Genomic DNA, 17,903 nt, shown 5'->3' with positions numbered 1-17,903 from the left:
CCCGGCGCATCGCCGCTGAACTGGGCCTCGCAGCCTCGGACTCACGGGTAGGAAAGGCCGGACTCGGCAGGAAAGTGCCGTGTTGCTGGTTCAGAGCCACTCCTCTGTAACCGCGATGCGATCGCAGTTCATCCTTGGCGTCTCACTATCTGGAACGGGGGCACCAGCCACGACCGCCACAATAGCCCCCGGAAAGCCCCCGGAACCGGCCGGCTGGGACGTGTGTCAACCGCCGGCGACACGCGCATCAGCACTGAAAGCACTGCACAGCGCCTTTCGCCCACGTAAGTTCTTCGCTGGTTGGAGCCTGTCACCTGGGGAGCGGTTATGCGTGTGTCACTTCGTTCGATGCTCATCGCCGGGGTGAGCACCCTGGCTGTGAGCTCTATCGCCGTCGCGCCGGTGCGGCCCGTCCCGGAACAACCGGTGCCCCAGATTTCGGCGCCGGTGCAGCTCACGGCCGCTGTGGCACCGCTGACCCCGAGAGATGTGGCGTCGGCACTGACCGAGATCAACGCCATCGCCGACGAACTCGACATGCCCCTGGCCGTCGGGGACGTGGCAGTGCAGAACGCCGCCTCGGACTTCGTCGACTGGGTGTACGAGGGCATCCTCGAGTGGACCGACTACTTTGCTCTGGAACTCGCCCCGTGGGCGCTGGGCTGGATTCCGTTCGGCGGTTACATCTCCGATCAGATCTACGCGCTCTATCCCCCGTTCATCGACTTCACAGACAGCATCGTCTACGACCTGGTGGACCCGGTGCTCAACGATCCGCTGAACCTCGCGGTGTGGGCCGACGGACTCAGTGCGGTCGCCTACACCGCGGTGGCGTCACTGCTCAATGCGGGCATCAACGAGATCAACCTCGTCATCGACTACTTCCTCGGTTGGCTGCCGCCCCTGCCCCCGATCCCGCCGTGGCCGCCGTTCCCCACCGCCGTGGAGGCGAGCCTGGCCGCGCCCACGGATGTCGCCGCGCAGGCGCTGCTGCCCGGCCTGATCGGCGGCCCCGTCACCGCGGTGTCCGATGTGGCCGCGGGCCTGGCGCACAGCCTGGTCAATCTCTGGTACCCACCGTCAGGGGTGGTCGACGGCGGGGTGGGGTTCGTCAGCAATGTGCTCGGCGGATTCTCCTGGCTGCCGCTGGTGGGGGTGGCCGACTTCCAACTCAACGAGGTCTGGGGCCTGATCCACACCGGGGGCAACACACTCGCCGAATTCGCCAACGACCTGATCGACATCGCCAACGATCTGGTGGCCAACACGGTGCAGGACGGCCTGGCCCCCGCCCTGGAGGACGCCTTCTACACGGCGCTGCTCTCGGTGCAGACCCACGGCGGCGCGGCCTTCGACGCCGTCAGGAACTTCACCCTCGATCAGGTGCAGTACCTCACCGGTGTCTGGGTTCCGCACACCACCAGTCCGCGGGTGGACCTGCCGCAGGGCCCGCCCGACGAGATCCGGTTCACCGTTCCCGAGGCGCTGCGCGACGTCCTCGGCCCACTGGCGGGCCTGGTGCCGTCCGGTCAGCTCGGTTCGGTTCCCCTGCGCACTGATTCGGCCGCCAGCGACGAGGTCGAGACCGTCGTTGCGGACACCACGGACGAGGTCACCGACGCCGAGCCGGAGACCATCGAGCCGGAGACGACGGAGCCGGAGAGCACAGAGCCCGAGACGACGGACCCCGAAACCACCGAACCGGACGAGACGCAGGCCGCCGACGACGGGGACGCCGAGGATGCGCCGCGGGTCGGCAAGCGGGATCGCGCCAGCAGCTACACGTCCGGGAGGGACAAGACCGACGCTGGCGCCACCGACAAGACCGACAAGACCGACGAACCGGCATCCGAGACCTCCGGGGACGACGACTCGGCCACGTCCGCTGATTCGGACACCAGCAAGGACACGAGCGGCTCGGCCGACAGCACGGACTGAGCCGGCAGTCACCGTTTCGGCGGTACCTGCCGGCGTTGACTGCGCACCCAGAGCCAGAACGCCGCGGGCCCGGCGCCGAACAGGATCAGCAGCACTGCCGAATAGGCCAGCACGCCGGTGCCCCCGAACACGATGTCGCCGCCGGGACCGCCGAACGTCAACGCGGCGACCGTCGCCAACCAGGTCCAAAGCGGCACCGCCGCAGCGCGATTCGACGGAGCCCAGTACGCCGCCGCCCAGACCAGCGCCAGGTTGATCGCCCCGGCCACCAACGCGCTGACGGGCAGGGGCACACCCGACACTCGGAACGGAAGCAGCAGGGCCGCGGCGACGGCGCACAACACGCCGTCCACGGCGAGCAGGATCAGTACAACGACCCGTATCGAGGGTTCAGCCGCTCCGAGGTCCCCATCGGACGCGGAGCGGACGGTGCCGGCGGTCAGGTCGGAATGCTGTCCAGCAGGCCGGACAACGACCCGATGACCCACTGCAGATTGTCGAAACGGTCCTGCCAGTGCTGCAGGTTGGGGTCCAGATCCTGGTCCACGGTCGTCCCTTCCGTAGGTGCCGGCTTCGGGGAGCTTACCGCGCACCCGCGGCGCCATGTGCGCAAGTAGTCATTACCCGAATCGACGCCTCCACCTACGCGACTGGGCGGCGGACGGTTGTTTCTGCTGCACAACGCCGTAACTTCAGGCACACAGGTGGCGTTCGACGTGCTTTTCCGGCGAGGCCGTAGAGGGGGCGGCCTCGCCGAATCTCACCCGAACGACAGGCCTGCCAGAAGGTCGTTCTCCCAGCCTCGATCATCCACCGCGCCTGGGGTCCCCGACACCAGCACGTAGTGCTCTTCGCCGGTGATCGGCAACGCGAGGTCGTTCGACAGCGCGCATGCCCGGCCCGTCGGCCCGACCACCACCTGGGTCGCGTGCGCAGCCAGCGCGGCGACCTTCGCCGACACGGTATCGGTGGCGTCCACGACCGCGGTGATGCGATCGTCGGTGTAGCCGAGCTCACGTTCGTCGAGTCCCAATTGCCAGTGCGGCTGCAGATCTTCCGGGCGCAGCGTGGCGAACGCCGCATCCCACGCGCTGCGCGACATGACGGTCCAATAGAACTTCGGCACCGTCCACGGCTCGCCGGGATACTCGGCGCCGCCGCACGCGGCCACCGCAGCCGTGGTGATCTGGTGCGCGCGGATGTGATCGGGATGTCCGTATCCCCCTGCGGGGTCATACGTGACGACGACGTGAGGCCGCAGGGTCCGCAGGATCTCCACCAAGGCGCCGACGGCTTCGTGCTCATTGGCATCGACGAAGCGGTGCTTACTGGAATTCGGTTCGACGCCGGCCATTCCGGAGTCCCGCCAGCGGCCCGCGCCACCGAGGAACACGGGTGCCTCGACGCCCAGATGCGCCAGGGCAGAAGTCAATTCGTAGATCCGGTAGCCGCCCAGCTGGTCGGCATGGGTGACGGCGAGCTGAGCCCAACGGTCGCCGATCACCTCGCCTTCTTCGCCCAACGTGCACGTCACCACATGGACGCGGGCGCCTTTGGCCGCATAGTGCGCAATGGTGGCACCGTTGTTGAGACTCTCGTCATCGGGGTGGGCGTGCACGAACAACAACCGCGGGGCCTCGTCTGGCTGCATCGGCCCACCCTAGCCTGGCGGCAGATCCCCCGGTCTGCTGCGCTGACGACATCACTCCGCCTACATTCAGGCGGTGAGGCGACGTCACGTCGAATACGGATGCGCTGTCATCGTGATCGGCCTGCTCGCCGGAGTGGCGGGCATGGCCACCACCGTGCTGCTGCACTGGATCGAACACCTGGCCTTCCACTACTCCTTCGGCTCGCTGCTCGACGGTGTGAGCGACAGCAGTCCACTGCGCCGGGTTGCCGGCCCGGTGATCGGTGGCGCACTGGCCGGAGCGGGGTGGTGGCTGTTGCGCCGCCGCACCGCGGTTCCGGAACTCACCGATGTGATCAAGGGAGGCAAACGGATTCCGCGCATCACGCTGTCAGTCGATGCGGGACTGCAGGTGCTGGTCGTCGGCTCCGGAGCCTCGCTGGGCCGCGAAGGTGCACCGCGGCAGTTCTCGGCCGCCCTCGGCGACCTGGGTACGTCCCGGTGGTCACTCACCGCACGCGACCGGGAGATCCTGCTGGCCTGCGCGGCCGGCGCCGGACTGGGTGCGGTCTACAGTGTGCCGCTCGGCGGCGCGTTGTTCGCATCACGAATCCTGTTGCACAGCTGGCAGCCTCGGGTGCTCGGGACCGCCTTGCTGACCTCCAGCCTCGGTGTGGCCGTCGCCTCCGCGGTGACTCATGACGCCACTCCCCTGCCGTGGCCCGATCCGGACGTGTCCTATCTGTTGGTGGCCGTGGCGGTGTTGTTGGCGCCCTTGACCTGGGCGGTGGGCAGCGTCTTCAACCGGCTGATGCGGGCGGCACGCCCCGCCCAGCTGCCCACGTCGTGGCTGTTGATACCGGCCATCGCGGGCGCAGGGCTGCTGATCGGAATCTGCTCACACTGGTGGCCCGAGCTGCCAGGCAACGGCAAGAGCATCTTGACGGTGACCCTGAGCAGCGACATGACCCTGGCCGGCGCCGCGGCGATACTGCTACTCAAGCCGCTGCTGACAGCGGCCTACCTCCGGGCCGGCGCGGTGGGCGGACTGTTGACGCCGTCTCTGGCGACGGGTGCGGCCCTGGGGTCTCTGGTCGCGATCACCGTCAACACCTGGACACCGTGGACACTGAGCGTGCCTGCGATCTCCCTCGCCTGCGCAGCCGCAATTCTGGCCATCACACAACGCGCACCACTGTGGGCCGCACTGTTCGTCTGGGAACTGGCGCGCCCGCCCTGGTGGATTCTTGCCGTGTTCATGGCCGCCGCTGCCGCCGCCTACGGGGTGCACACCCTCGTGAACCGACAGGTTCCGGTTGCTCGCGGTGCGCGGCCGACAGCGGGCACAACGCTAGAAGACGCGTCCTGAAGAGTTAGCTGGACGCTCAGGTTTCGCTAAGTTTCGGTGATTAACCGTTTTACGTTGGCGTCAAACACGTCGTCACCAAGTCGTTATCTAGCTACTACATCGTCGCTCGGAAGCAAAGTGTTACAGCCCAGCTCGCGCACAATAAATGGGTGGGAGATGCCCGCATTCCCCCTGTGCTGGGATCTCTGCGGGCAATCACCAGAATCTCGGCACACCGGTACCCACTTCCCTTTATTCTCAAACCAGCGATTTTCGGGCACTTCAGAAGGGGTCACGACCACAGCTCAACGCCTGATACCCCCGGATCGCGCGACACACCGGCGTCCGACGCGCCGATCAAGACTGCGATCCGATCACCGAGATTCTTACCTAGTCAACGTAATCGCCAGCGAAGTCCCTGGTCGGATGGGCTCGACTGTCATGTCGTTGCCAGAGCGGGCCGCTGGTCGAACCACAGGAGCTTCTCGCGGGTCCGGTATGGCCACACCCGCCACGCGACGTCGCCTCAGGCGAATATTATCGCTGACGTCGATCGCAGCTCGGCAGGAAGTTACCCGGAAAGATGGTCTTCCAGCTACTTGCCCAAGGTAAACAACTGCGGGCATCCAGGAAACTGGCAGACGCCGATTGAAGTTTGCCGGCGGGCATAGCCGACTCACAGCTTCCTGTCCAGAGCTACCTTCGGACGCAGTCGCGCCGAGCAAACTCAACGAGTGTCAAGCGCGCTGCGAGAAAACTCTTCTCGAGATGGGTTTGTTACTCAGTCCATTCTCAGGTAGCTTTTTGCTGCGTCGGGTTCGCTTGATCTCAGCCAGGGGATGTCATGGATATTGCTATTCGGTCGTACTTGACCGCCGGTGTAGCCGTTGTGGGGGCCACCGCCATCACGCTCGCGCCAATCGAGGTTGTGCCGTCGGACCTTGCGCTCCGCGGTGACCGGTTGGTCGCAGTGCTCGAAGATGTCTCACTCTCGTCGTTGGCCGACCTGATCGCCGCCGCCCAGCAGGCGATCGCCCCGGTGGGCGCAGGCGTCGAGACCGGCGCCATCGCCGCCGGTACCGCGATCCGCGACGTGGGCACCGCGTTGAGCGAGACCGTGGCCGCCGGTGTCGCCGGTGGCGGCACCGCCTTCCGCGCCGTGGTCGACGGCCTCCTGGCCGAGGGCAGCACCCTGGCGACCGCGGTCGACTCCGCCATTGCCGCCTTCCCGACTCCGCAAGCCTTCATCGATGCGCTTGTTTCGGCATTCGCCTCCGTCGATCTCAACCTGTCGCTGGCCCTCGAGGTCGCCCTGCAGGCGGTCATCGATCTCGGCATCGGCGCGAACGCGGAAGCCATCGCCGAAGCACTCCTGGCCGCCGGCGCCGATCTGGCCGCCGCGTTCAATGCCGCCGTCGCGAACTTCCCGTCGCCGGCCGCCTTCGCCACCGCCGTGGCCACCGCACTCTCCGGCGCGTTCCCCGCCCTGAGCGGACTGGTGACCGACGGTGGTGAGGCCCTGGCCAACCTGGTCACCACCCTGGCCGCCACGCTGGCTTCCGGAATCGACTTGGGCGGTTCGGCTTTCGACGTCCTGGTGGCAGCCCTGCAGAACGGTGGAAGCGCGCTCGCCGAGGCGTTCTCCGCCGCCATCGCGTCGTTCGCGAACCCGCAGGCCTTCGTCGACGTCTTCCTCGATGTGCTCGCAGCGGTCAACGCACCCCTGGCCGCGGCATTCAACGTCGCGCTGGACGTGGCCCTGAGCCTGGGCTTCGACCTCGATGTCCCGGCCATCGTCGAGGCCCTGCTCACCGCCGGTGGCAACCTCGCCGCCGTCTTCAACCTGGTCCTCGAAGGCTTCCCGACACCGGGCGACCTGATCGCGGCCTTCGGTAACGCGCTCGCCGGCATCCTGCCCGGGTTCGCCGACCTGACCAGCTTTGCGGCCACCGCCATCGCCAACCTGTCCGCCGCACTGTCGGACGTGTTCGCCAACGGTCTGGAGTTCGGCGGCAACGTCCTCGCCGCGATCGTCGACGGCCTGCAGAACGCCGGCAGCCAGCTGTACGCCGCGTTCGCCGCCGCCATCGCCGCCTTCCCGACCCCGCAGCAGTTCATCGACGCCTTCGTCGGTGCGTTCGGTGCCATCAGCGCTCCGTTGGGTGCGGCCCTGGAGCTCGCCCTCGACACCTTCGCGGCCGGTCTCGAAATCCTCAACCCGGCCAACATCGCGCAGGCCTTCGTGAACGCCGGCGCCCAGCTGGCGGGTCTGTTCGAGTCCGTCCTGGAGAGCCTGCCCACGCCCGCCGATGTGGTGGCGGTCATCGGGTCTGCCTTCGGTGCGTTCATCCCCGGCTTCGAGGCCCTGGCCGCAGCGGGTGTCGCCGCGCTCGCCGATCTGTCGGCCGCGCTGACCGCCGCCATCGAAAGCGGTATCGCTCTGGGCGGCACCGGTTTCCAGGCCCTCATCGACGGGCTGACCGATACCGGTAGCGCGCTGTATGCCGCCTTCTCGGCAGCGATCGCCGCGTTCCCGACCCCCCAGCTGTTCCTCGACGCCTTCATCGACGCGTTCGCGGCGATCAACGTGCCGCTGAGCGCTGCGCTGGAACTGGCGCTCGACGCCTTCATCACCGGTGCCGAGATCCTCAACCCGGTGGCCATCGCGGAGGCACTCATCGACGCCGGCGCCGACCTGGCCGCCACCTTCGGCGCGGTGCTGGACGGCTTCCCAACCCCGGCTGAGCTGGTGGCCGCGTTCTCCGACGCTTTCGCCGGCTTCATCCCCGGTGTGGAGTTCATCGCCGCGGCCGCCTCCGCAGCGATCGCCAACCTGTCTGCGGATCTGGCCGGTGTCATCGAGGCCGGTATCGGCTTCGGGGCGCAGGCGTTCGAGTCGCTGATCAACGGCGTCGTGAGCATCAGCGGCGACCTGGCGGCCTCCTTCCAGGCCGTGCTCGAGCTGTTCCCGTCACCGCAGCTGTTCGTCGAGGCGCTCACCAACGCCTTCGGCCAGATCGGCCCCGTGCTGGCCAATCTGGGTGCCAACCTGGTGGCCGGCATCGAGAGCTCCATCCAGTTCGGTGCCGACGCCTTCGCGGCGCTGGGCAACATCTCGGCTGAGATCGGTGCCTCGATCAGCGCGTCGCTGTCGGCGGCTCTGGAGGGCCTGCCGAGCCTGGGCGATGTGGTCGGCGCGGTGGGTACCGTCGGCGAGTCCATCGTCGAGGCAGCCAACTACACCGGTGCCACCATCCAGGCGGCCATCAACAACTTCAGCGAGGTGGCCACCGCCGTCGTCGTCGCCTTCCGCGACACCACGGCCACGGCGATCGCCAACGGCCAGAACTCGCTGGAGGCACTGGTCACCGGAATCACCGCCGCTGCAGCGCAGCTCGCCGCCGGGTTCAACTTCGGTGTCGGTGTCGATGTGGATGCCGACGTCGACGTCGAGGCCGGTGCGGGCGCTTCCTCGACGGACGTGTCCAGCGCCTCGGGTCTCGGGGTCGGCCAGGTCTTCACTCTGGCCACGCCGGGCGCTCCCGCCAAGACCGCCACCGAGGAGACGGCCGCGGCCACACCGGTGGCCGAGCCCGCCGCCGAGGAGACGGCGACCCCGGGCAGCGAGGAAGCGGTGAAGACACCGATCGAGCAGGCCCAGGCCGGCTTCGATGCGCTCGGCAAGCAGATCACCGACGGGTTCGACCAGACCCGTCAGCAGATCGAGAGCAGCCTGGCCGGTGTGCGCGAGAACGTCGAGAACGCCCTCGGTGTCAAGCAGCCCGCAGCCTCCGAATCCGACAGCGAGAGCGCCGATCCCGCCGCCGGCGGCAGCGCTGACTCCAAGTCGGATGCGAAGGACGACGCCAAGACCGACACCAAGAAGGACGACGCGAAGAGCGACACCAAGAAGGACGACACCAAGAAGGACAAGTCCGACAGCGATTCGGCTTCCAGCAAGCCGGCATCCAGCGACAAGTCCGACAGCAAGTCCAGCTCCAGCGACAAGTCCGACAGCAAGAAGTCGGACTCCAGCTCCGAGTGATCGACGAGGGGTAGATGATTCGGCCCCCGTTCGCGCAAGCGAGCGGGGGCCGAACTCTGTTGTGGGCGCGAACTATTGCGGCGGCTTGAGCCATTCGCCGGCGTCGGCGACGATGCCCACCGGAACCGCCCCGGTCAGGCTGACGTTCTGCACCGACGGCCCGGCCGCGACGATGGTGGTGTCCTGCAGGATCGGCAACACCGTCGACATGTTCCACAGCCTCGGCTCCACGGCGGTGATCACCTCGTCGATGGGTGTCGTACCGTCAAGCGCGGCATCGATATTCGGCTGAATGCTCTGGTCGCACAGACCCGTGATGTTCGAGGGCGCCTGTACCAGGGTGTCGGAGTCGGGCGCCGATTCCCCCGAGGACGTGGTGGCCGTCGGCGTCTCACTCGGGGTCCCGGTGCCCGACGGGGTCGGTGAGGGTGTCGGTGAGGGTGTCGGGGTTCCCGACGGGGACGGGGTGGGCGAAGGCGAGGTGGGGGAAGGCGAGGTGGACAGCGGCACCGGCTCCAGCGCCCGGCACCCGTACCTGGACGACAGCGACGTCGCCAGATCACCACCGGCGCGGTGCCAGCCCACGATGGCGTCGACCTGGTTCTCCGCCAACGCTTCTCCGTACAGCACCACCGGATCGAGCGCGGACACCGACGCCGCGATACCGACGTTGCGCAACTGATCGGCCGCGGTGTTGGCCACCGCCACCGACGTCGGATCGTTGGCCGCGACGCCTATCACCAGCGACAGCTGCTCACCGTCCTTGCTGATGATGCCGCGCGTCATCACCGGCGGCGGCGCGGGTGTGGTCGAGGTCCGAGAACCCGCCGAAGGTGTGGGCGTGGCCGAGGGTGTCGTATCGGGCTCGATGGCATAGCCGGCATCTTCCAACAGCGCCAGCGCCGCCACCTGTGTCATGGCCGGCGGTGCCGTCGGCACATAACCGGGATCCGACGGGGCGCGCACCTGCGCCTGCGCCAGCGTCACCGTGTTGTCGCTGCCCGCGCCCACGGCAGCCAGCAGATCGACGTCCAGCAGACCCAGAACGGCCTTGCGCACCTGGGTGTCGGTGAGTGCGGGCTGCTGCGCACGGAGCGAAAGCTGCATCACCCGTGGCGTCACGATGCGCGCGGTCCGCACGTCGGGGATGGCCGACAGCTGGGCGAAAGCCGCCGCCCCGCCGTGCACCTGGGCCACCTGGGTATCGCCGTTGCGGATCGAATCAGCAAGTGCCGCAGTCGCTCCGGCGCGGCGGAACAGGATCTGATCGGGGGTGGCCGGTTCCCCCCAGAACCGGTCGTTACGGGCCAGCAGGATCTCATCGCGCTGCGGATCGATGGTGTCGACGCGGAACTGACCGCCCGTGACCGGCAGGGCGCGCGCCAGCCCGGCGGGGAAGCCGCCCGGCACGTCCTTGACGATGTGCGCGGGCAAGATGTCGCTGAAGAGTTCACGCCACGCCGGGTACGGCTGAGAGAACGTCACCACCGCGGTCTTGCCGCCGTCGATGGACTGCACCCCGGTGATCAGGTCGTAGCCCGCCGGGTCGACGACGCCGGGCTGGCTGACCATCTGCCGCCACAGGTACCAGAAATCGTCGGCGGCAATCGGTGCGTTGTCGGTCCAGGACGCCTCGGGGCGGATCTTGTAGGTGACGGTGAACTCGCCGTCGACGTCGGTCTGCTCGGCCGACTCGAGCAAGGTGGTGTCCATCTCCCACCGCGACCCCGTGGGCGATGCCGGATCGGGCACCGGACGGAAGGCACTGGGCAGTACCAGCGCGGCAATGGCCGCGTTCACCGGCGACTGGTCGGACAGCAGATGCGGGTTGAACCCCGCACCGATGTTGTCGATACCCATGATGATCTGGGTCGCCTTCGGCGGCGGGGGTGGTGTGCTCTCGGTGGTTTCGGTGCTCTGCGGGGCCGGCGGCGGGCTGACGGTGCACCCGCCGACGAGCATCACCGACAACGCCACGCCGCTCCACAACAGGGCAGACCTGATCGGTGAGCGGCTCGGCACGTCCTTCAGGGTATCGAGGGCGCCGGGACGCACCCGATCAGCTCTTCGCCGCGGCCTTGGCCCGCGACTTCGCCCGGGCGCGCAGCGTGGCAGTCAGCTCGACCTTGCGGACGCGGACGATCTCCGGGGTCACCTCGACACACTCGTCCTCGGCGCAGAACTCCATCGCCTTCTCGAGGTCGAGCTCCAGCGGCCGGGCCAGCGTCTCCATCACGTCGGCGGTGGAGCTGCGCATGTTGGTCAGCTTCTTCTCGCGGGTGATGTTGATGTCGAGATCCTCGGCGCGCGGGTTGATCCCGACGACCTGGCCCTCGTAGGTCTCCTGCCCCGGCTCGACGAAGAACTGCCCGCGGTCGGCCAGCTGGATCATCGCGAACGGGGTGATCTGCCCGGTGCGGTCGGACACCAGCGAACCGGTGTGCCGCGCCCGGATCTCCCCCGCCCACGGACGGTAACCGTCGAACACCGCGTTGGCGATGCCGGTGCCGCGGGTCAGCGTCAGGAAGTCGGTGCGGAACCCGATCAGGCCACGGCTGGGCACGATGAAGTCCATCCGGACCCACCCGGCGGCGTGGTTGGTCATGTCCTCCATGCGGCCCTTGCGCGCGGCCATCAGCTGCGTGATGGCGCCGACGAACTCCTCGGGACAGTCGATGGTCATGGCCTCGAACGGTTCGTGCAGCTTGCCGTCGATGGTCTGCGTGACCACCTGGGGCTTGCCGACGGTCAGCTCGAATCCTTCGCGGCGCATCTGCTCCACCAGGACGGCCAGCGCCAGCTCACCACGGCCCTGCACCTCCCAGGCGTCGGGACGGCCGATGTCGACCACCTTGATCGACACGTTGCCGACCAGTTCGGAGTCCAGCCGGGACTTGACCATCCGCGCGGTGAGCTTGTGCCCGGAGACCTTGCCGGCCAACGGACTGGTGTTGGTGCCGATGGTCACCGAGATGGCGGGTTCGTCGACCGTGATGCGCGGCAGCGCGTGGGCGTGGTCGACGTCGGCCAGGGTGTCGCCGATCATGATCTCCGGCATGCCCGCCACAGCGACGATGTCGCCGGCGACGGCCTCGTCGGTGGCGGTGCGCTCCACCCCTTCGGTGACCAGGAGCTCGGTGATCTTGGCGTTGGTGATGACCGGATGGCCGTCCACCTCACGCATCCACGCCACCTGCTGGCCTTTGCGGATGCGGCCCTTGTAGATGCGGATGAGCGCCAGGCGGCCCAGGAAGGCGGACGCGTCGAGGTTGGTCACCAGGGCCTGGAACGGGGCCTCGGGATCACCCTGCGGCGGCGGGATGTGCTCGAGCAGGACGTCGAAGAGGGGGTCGAGATTCTCGCCGTCGGGGTTCTCGCCGTTGGCGGGCTCGGTGGTGCTGGCGATGCCGGCGCGGCCCGAGGCGTACAGGACGGGCAGTCCGAGCGCCTCTTCGGCGGCCTTCTGCGCCTCGTCGTCGAGATCGGAGGCGACGTCGAGCAGCAGGTCGTGGCTCTCGGAGACCACCTCGGAGATGCGCGCGTCCGGGCGGTCGGTCTTGTTGACCACCAGGATCACCGGCAGGTGCGCGGCCAGCGCCTTGCGCAGCACGAAGCGGGTCTGCGGCAGCGGGCCCTCGGAGGCGTCGACCAGGAGCAGCACACCGTCCACCATGGACAGGCCGCGCTCGACTTCACCGCCGAAGTCCGCGTGGCCCGGTGTGTCGATGACGTTGATGACGGTCATGGTGCCGTCGGCGTGATGCCGATGGACGGCGGTGTTCTTCGCCAGGATGGTGATGCCCTTTTCCTTCTCCAGGTCACCAGAGTCCATCAGGCGTTCGATCGCGTCATCACCCCGATGGCTCAGCGCGCCGGACTGCCGAAGCATGGCGTCGACCAGAGTCGTCTTGCCATGGTCGACGTGAGCGACGATCGCGACGTTTCTAAAGTTGGGGCGAGAATCCACGTCGATGATTCTCGCAGTGCGGGTCAGCATTCGCGAAAACGAGGAAAGGAACTGTTGATTTCCAGCAAGTACGCCGGCCTCAAACCGAAGAAGAAATGCTGCCGGTCCAAACCCCGCTGCAAGAAGTGCCCGCTGGTGTTGCACAAGGTGCGCAAGGCCGAACTCGTCGGTATCCACGGCAAGGAACTCGATAAGGTTTTCAAACGCGCACGAAAGGCCTGAAAACGTCACCTGACCTCGTATGACGAGTAGCCTGAACCTATCCGTCTCAGGCTCGCTGGAGGTTGGAGATCATGACGGTTTTCGCAGTACTCACCATCACGGTGATCGTCGTCCTGGCCCTGGCCGCGACGCTCGCCATCTACCTGGGACTGCTCAACTGGATCGGCGCTTTCTACGTCGTGCGGTGTGGCGCATGCCACCATCTGACGTTCTCCGGCGCGAACCAGCCGCGGCAGTCCTGCCCGCATTGCCGGCACCCGGTCCTGATGCATCCGCTCTATGCGGCCCATCACCGGCGTGAGGCCTCAGCGCCGCGGGTGGTCGGCGACCAGCTCCGGTATTGACCAGCGACGAACGTCTCTGACATCTGAGGGATTTCGCCGCCGGGTACCGCGACGGTGTGCGAGCATGCCCACAGTCCGACGCTGCGGTCGGCGGATTGGAGTGGCCGGCATGCGTGCGTTCATTCGGAGCCTGGCGGTCACCGCCGTCGCAGTGCTCGCGGCCCTGGCGCTGGCCATCGGCTCGGTCACCACCGCCGCCGTCAGCTTGACGGCGACCACCGCCCTGATCATGGGCGGCACCGGAAGACCCAATCCGGACGACTTCCCCGGCTACGTGCCCAATGTCGCGCAGTACTACATCTATCCCAACACGGCCTGCCAGCCACCCGACCCGACCACCTGCGATCTGCAGGCGGTGTACACCCCCGAAACCGCGTGGCCCTTGTACGGCGGCCCGGACGCCCTGACGTGGAAACAGTCCATCGTGGAGGGCACCTCATTGTTCGGTGCGGCCGTCGAGCAGCAACTCGAGGCGCTCGGCACCGACGACCACCTCGTTCTGTTCGGCTATTCGCAGAGCGGCGCCATCCTGGCCTTCCAGAAGGAAGCCCTGGCCGAGCTGTCCGACCAGGAGAAGGCGCAGATCGAGTTCGTCGCCATCGGTAACGTCTCCCGTCCCAACGGCGGCCTCAACACCCGGTTGCTCAACTTCTCGTTCCCGATCGTGGAATTCCCGTTCGGCCCGTCGATGCCCACCGACACCGGTATCAAGACCACCGATATCGCGATGAAGTGGGACATCATCGCCGACGCCCCGCTGTACGTGACCAATCCGTTGGCGATGCTCAACGCGATCCTGGGCTTCGAATACGTGCACGGCACCTACCCGTACCCGACGGCGGCCACACCCGACGGCACCCCGGGTGGCTACACCACCGAGCAGTGGCAGTGGTTGATGGACCACCCCGAGCTGTATCCCGACCTCGTGGACGTCCAGGAGTACGGCGACACCGAATACATCACCGTCACCCCGACGGTGTTGCCGTTGGTGGCACCGCTGCACGGTATCGGTCTCAAACCACTGGCGGACCTGATCGAACCCGCATTGCGGGTGCTCATCGAGCAGACCGGGTACAACCGCGACATCCCCTACGGCGCGACCACCGGGTTCCGGTTGATCCCGGTCTTCAACCCGATCACCCTGGCGGTCGATCTCGTCAAGGCCATTCCGCAGGGCATCAATCAGATGCTCGCGGGTCTGCGCGGCGAGCCGACGTGGATCGTGCCCGCACCGCCGGAAACGCTGCTGGACAACAAGTCAGAGGACACCGCGGTTGCCGAGGCAGGTCCGGCGCAGAAGGTATCTGCAGCAGAAGCCGGCCAGGCCACCGTCGGCGACGAAATCACAACCGACGACGCCACAACCGGCGATGGGGCCGCCTTTGAGGCGGAATCCACCCCACTGCACACCAAGCGGGACGTCACCCAGGTCAAGGACGAGGATGCCGCTGCGCCGGATTCCGAGACCGAAGCCGTTGCGGACGCCTCGGAAAAGGAGCCCGAGGCCACGCCCGCAGAAACGAAGAGCGAGAAGGCTGATAGCGACAAGGATGACTCGGACCAGGCCGGCGGTGACAAGGCCGACTCCGCAAAAGACCGCGTCGGTTCCCGCAAGCACGCCAAGCACAGCGGCCAGGACACCGCCGACGCCGCCTGAGCCCATGCTCTGCAGTTGAGACTGACCTCAGTCGACAGATTTGGCTACTTCTGTCGACTGAGGTCAGTCTCAAATTGCCAGCGCCGCAGCCAGATCCGGTAACCAGGCCGTGTCGGCCGGCACCCAGGACAGCTCGTGCAGTTCGGCCCGGGACACCCATCGCACGGCGCGGTGATCGTGGGCCGCCACCGTGCCGCCGGTCTGATACACCCGGTAGGCCCGCAGCATCATGGTCTCGGAGAGTGAGATGTCGAGACCCATCCGATCACCCACGGCCACGTCGGCCCCGAGTTCCTCGTACAGCTCACGGATCAACGCCTCGGCGTCGGTCTCCCCCGGCCCCACCTTTCCGCCCGGCAATTCCCACAGTCCCGCCAGCTCCGGAGGGCGGACCCGCTGCGCCACCAGCAGACGGCCCGCGCTGATCAGCGCACCGGCGACAACGATCTGGGTCGGCATACCCGGTGACGGTAGTCGGTCCACCGCGTACGGTCGGGGTATGGCTGTGCTGACCGATGACCAAGTGGACGCCGCCGTGAAGGAGCTCGACGGCTGGGAGCGCTCCGACGGCGCGCTGCGGCGGTCCATCAAATTCCCCGCATTTCTCGACGGGATCGACGCAGTGCGTCGCGTCGGCGAACACGCGGAAGCCAAGGACCACCATCCGGATATCGACATCCGCTGGCGGACAGTCACTTTCGTTTTGGTGACCCATTCCGAAGGCGGTATCACCGACAAGGACCTGGAGATGGCCCGCGATATCAACGGGATCGTGGGAACCTGACCCGCAGCGTCGCGATCCACGCCAGGGTGGCCAGCGTCGCCACCAGGTAGACCAACCCTGCCCAGGCCAGATACCAGGGCCGGCTGATCTCCCAGATGGTGGGCTGGGCGAAACTCAGCAGCCACGGCACACCGACGGCGGTCAATACCAACCACCCGATCCCCAGCGTCCGGGCTCCGGGCACGGCGCGGTACGGCCCGTGCAGCAGCCAGATCATCAGCGGGATCAGCCACACCCAGTGGTGAGTCCAGGAGATCGGCGACAGCAGTAGGCCGAACAGACTCACCACCAGAATCGAGCCGAGCCGGTCCAGGTCATCGGTGAAGGCGCCGACCGCGCGCCAGGCGAACCAGGCCAGCACCGCGGTGAGCGCGATGCCCGCCAGCACCAGCGGGCCGAATCCGGCGTCATGACCGAGAATCCGCGAGACGGCGCCTCGCCAGGACTGATTGAACGACGTCCCGACGGGACCGACCCGTTGGGCGTCGCCGAGCAGGTCGGTGAAATACCGGGTTGCTTCGGCTCCCATCACCACCCAGGACAGCGCGATGGTGGCGAAGAAGACGACGGCGGAGAACAGCGCCGCACCCCAGCGGCGGGCGGCCAGGAAATGCAGGCCGCTGATCGCTGGGGTCAGCTTGATCCCGGCGGCCACACCGACCAGCAGCCCCGACAGCCACCACCTGTTGCTCGCCACCGCGACCAGGACCGCCAACACCAGCAGCACGTTGACCTGGCCGTAGTCGAAGGTGCTGCGCAGCGGTTCCAGCCAGATCGCCGCGGCCGTCCACACGAACGCAAGACGCCGATCGTGGTCGGTCCCGAGCAACCGCTGACTGACGCGCACCACGCCGTACAGCGCGGCCATGATTCCCAGCTGCCAGCCCAGGGCCACCAACCAGAACGGCAACAGGTGCAGCGGGTAGAACACCACCGCGGCGAACGGCGGATAGGTGAACGGCAGCGGGAAGTCGGGCGTCTGCTCGCCGTAGACGTAGTCATAGACCGCGCCGGGACCGTCTACCGCGTCACCGCCGCCGATGTAGACGTGCAGGTCGACGAAATTGGCGCCGTTGGGGACCAGATACGTCCACGCCAACCGCGCCGCGATGCTCAGCACCAGGAGCAGCGGTGCCAGCGCGGTCAGTCGGGAGCTCGGTCGGCTGTCAGTCATGTGGTTGATCCGCCCGACTCTATCGACGGCGACGCCCTGCTCGGTGTGAGCGCGCGGGCGCGGGGGGGGTTGCGGCGCGGGCGCAGCCATGCGGGCCGGCCGACACGCCGCGGCCCGGGTCACCTCTGTCCAACGCTCCCGTAACGGTTGAATAAATGCCACACGTGTCACTCGAGTAACACCAGCAACACGGCTACCTTCGGGCTCATACCGAAACGACAAGTAGGGAGAGCCATGTCTCGGATCAGGAGTTTGTTCACCGGAGCCGCAATCGCGGCGGGGGCGACCGCCGCGCTGCTGACAGCGGGGTCCGCCAACGCCGAGCCGGCACCAGCACCAGCGCCGGCCCCGGCACCAGCGCCCGCCGTACCCGGCATGGACATGTTGCAGCAGTTCGTCGCCAACCCGACCGGCGCCATCCAGGCCGCACAGACGCTGCTCACGGCGGTCCCGACCGCACTCGGCGCGGCGCAGGCACCTGCCCCGGCCGCGCCTCCGCTGGCCACCGCGTCGCTGAACGTCCCCAGCACTCCCGGCGCTCTGCCGGTGGCCGACGCCGCGGCGCCGGCACTGAGCGTTCCCGGTATCCCCGGTGTGCCGATGCCGGCCGGCGTCTCGCTGCCGCCGAACCTGACCTCGTTGATCCCGGCCGGGAACTCCGCGGCCGGCATCCCGATCCTGGGCAACTCCACCACCGTGCCAGGCGCGGTGCAGCCGCCCACGCCCGCCGCCCCGGTCGGCGCCGGTCTGGGGACCCTGTTCCCCGTCTCCGCCCTGCCCTGACCCATCACCTC

At 67.6% G+C, this 17,903-nt stretch carries 13 protein-coding genes; 7 read left to right on the top strand and 6 right to left on the bottom strand.

Features of this window, described 5'->3' with window-relative positions:
* Positions 1–327: 327 nt before the first annotated feature.
* The gene (locus AC3A6P_RS17865; protein WP_487692994.1) at positions 328–1,938 is read left to right on the top strand and encodes a hypothetical protein; all 1,611 of its coding nucleotides are present in this window, start codon (positions 328–330) and stop codon (positions 1,936–1,938) included.
* 8 nt (positions 1,939–1,946) lie between these two features.
* Here AC3A6P_RS17865 and AC3A6P_RS17860 read toward each other — a convergent pair whose 3' ends face one another.
* Together AC3A6P_RS17860 and mshB are read right to left on the bottom strand one after the other, a co-directional pair.
* Positions 1,947–2,426 (bottom strand): hypothetical protein, encoded by a 480-nt coding sequence (locus AC3A6P_RS17860; RefSeq protein WP_487692993.1) that lies wholly within the window; start codon positions 2,424–2,426, stop codon positions 1,947–1,949.
* Between the two features lie 272 nt (positions 2,427–2,698).
* A complete protein-coding gene (mshB, locus tag AC3A6P_RS17855) occupies positions 2,699–3,589 on the bottom strand; it encodes an N-acetyl-1-D-myo-inositol-2-amino-2-deoxy-alpha-D-glucopyranoside deacetylase (protein WP_487692992.1) in 891 nt (296 codons plus the stop codon).
* A gap of 73 nt (positions 3,590–3,662) precedes the next feature.
* Here mshB and AC3A6P_RS17850 point away from each other — a divergent pair, with 73 nt between their 5' ends.
* Positions 3,663–4,937, top strand: a complete 1,275-nt coding sequence (locus AC3A6P_RS17850; RefSeq protein WP_487692991.1) for a chloride channel protein — start codon at positions 3,663–3,665, stop codon at positions 4,935–4,937.
* 823 nt (positions 4,938–5,760) lie between these two features.
* Positions 5,761–8,961, top strand: a complete 3,201-nt coding sequence (locus AC3A6P_RS17845; RefSeq protein ID WP_487692990.1) for a hypothetical protein — start codon at positions 5,761–5,763, stop codon at positions 8,959–8,961.
* A gap of 72 nt (positions 8,962–9,033) precedes the next feature.
* On the opposite strand, the gene AC3A6P_RS17840 is transcribed toward AC3A6P_RS17845, so the two are convergent.
* Together AC3A6P_RS17840 and typA are read right to left on the bottom strand one after the other, a co-directional pair.
* Positions 9,034–10,923, bottom strand: a complete 1,890-nt coding sequence (locus AC3A6P_RS17840; RefSeq protein WP_487693007.1) for an ABC transporter family substrate-binding protein — start codon at positions 10,921–10,923, stop codon at positions 9,034–9,036.
* Between the two features lie 97 nt (positions 10,924–11,020).
* Entirely contained in the window at positions 11,021–12,958 is a 1,938-nt protein-coding gene (gene typA / locus AC3A6P_RS17835; protein WP_487692989.1) for a translational GTPase TypA, read from the bottom strand.
* Between the two features lie 263 nt (positions 12,959–13,221).
* Between typA and AC3A6P_RS17830 the strand changes: the two genes are divergently transcribed.
* Both AC3A6P_RS17830 and AC3A6P_RS17825 read left to right on the top strand, forming a co-directional pair.
* Positions 13,222–13,494, top strand: a complete 273-nt coding sequence (locus AC3A6P_RS17830) for a hypothetical protein (RefSeq protein ID WP_487692988.1) — start codon at positions 13,222–13,224, stop codon at positions 13,492–13,494.
* 109 nt (positions 13,495–13,603) lie between these two features.
* Positions 13,604–15,151: a PE-PPE domain-containing protein gene (locus AC3A6P_RS17825; RefSeq protein ID WP_487692987.1), complete on the top strand. Its 1,548-nt coding sequence runs from the start codon at positions 13,604–13,606 to the stop codon at positions 15,149–15,151.
* A 69-nt stretch (positions 15,152–15,220) separates the two neighbouring features.
* Here AC3A6P_RS17825 and AC3A6P_RS17820 read toward each other — a convergent pair whose 3' ends face one another.
* Positions 15,221–15,610, bottom strand: coding sequence for a (deoxy)nucleoside triphosphate pyrophosphohydrolase (locus tag AC3A6P_RS17820; protein ID WP_487692986.1), 390 nt, complete (start codon positions 15,608–15,610; stop codon positions 15,221–15,223).
* 40 nt (positions 15,611–15,650) lie between these two features.
* Between AC3A6P_RS17820 and AC3A6P_RS17815 the strand changes: the two genes are divergently transcribed.
* Complete coding sequence (locus tag AC3A6P_RS17815) at positions 15,651–15,935, top strand: 4a-hydroxytetrahydrobiopterin dehydratase (RefSeq protein ID WP_487692985.1); 285 nt, start codon at positions 15,651–15,653, stop codon at positions 15,933–15,935.
* On the opposite strand, the gene AC3A6P_RS17810 is transcribed toward AC3A6P_RS17815, so the two are convergent.
* Positions 15,913–17,109 carry a mannosyltransferase gene (locus AC3A6P_RS17810; protein ID WP_487692984.1) on the bottom strand — a complete coding sequence of 399 codons (1,197 nt, stop codon included), beginning with the start codon at positions 17,107–17,109 and terminating at the stop codon, positions 15,913–15,915. The genes AC3A6P_RS17815 and AC3A6P_RS17810 overlap by 23 nt on opposite strands.
* Before the next feature lie 234 nt (positions 17,110–17,343).
* Here AC3A6P_RS17810 and AC3A6P_RS17805 point away from each other — a divergent pair, with 234 nt between their 5' ends.
* On the top strand, positions 17,344–17,892 hold the full coding sequence (locus AC3A6P_RS17805; protein ID WP_487692983.1) for a hypothetical protein: 549 nt from the start codon (positions 17,344–17,346) through the stop codon (positions 17,890–17,892).
* Positions 17,893–17,903: the final 11 nt, after the last annotated feature.

This window comes from Mycobacterium sp. Soil_C_30 (assembly GCF_057656995.1).
This window is presented reverse-complemented; position numbering and strand designations above follow the sequence as displayed.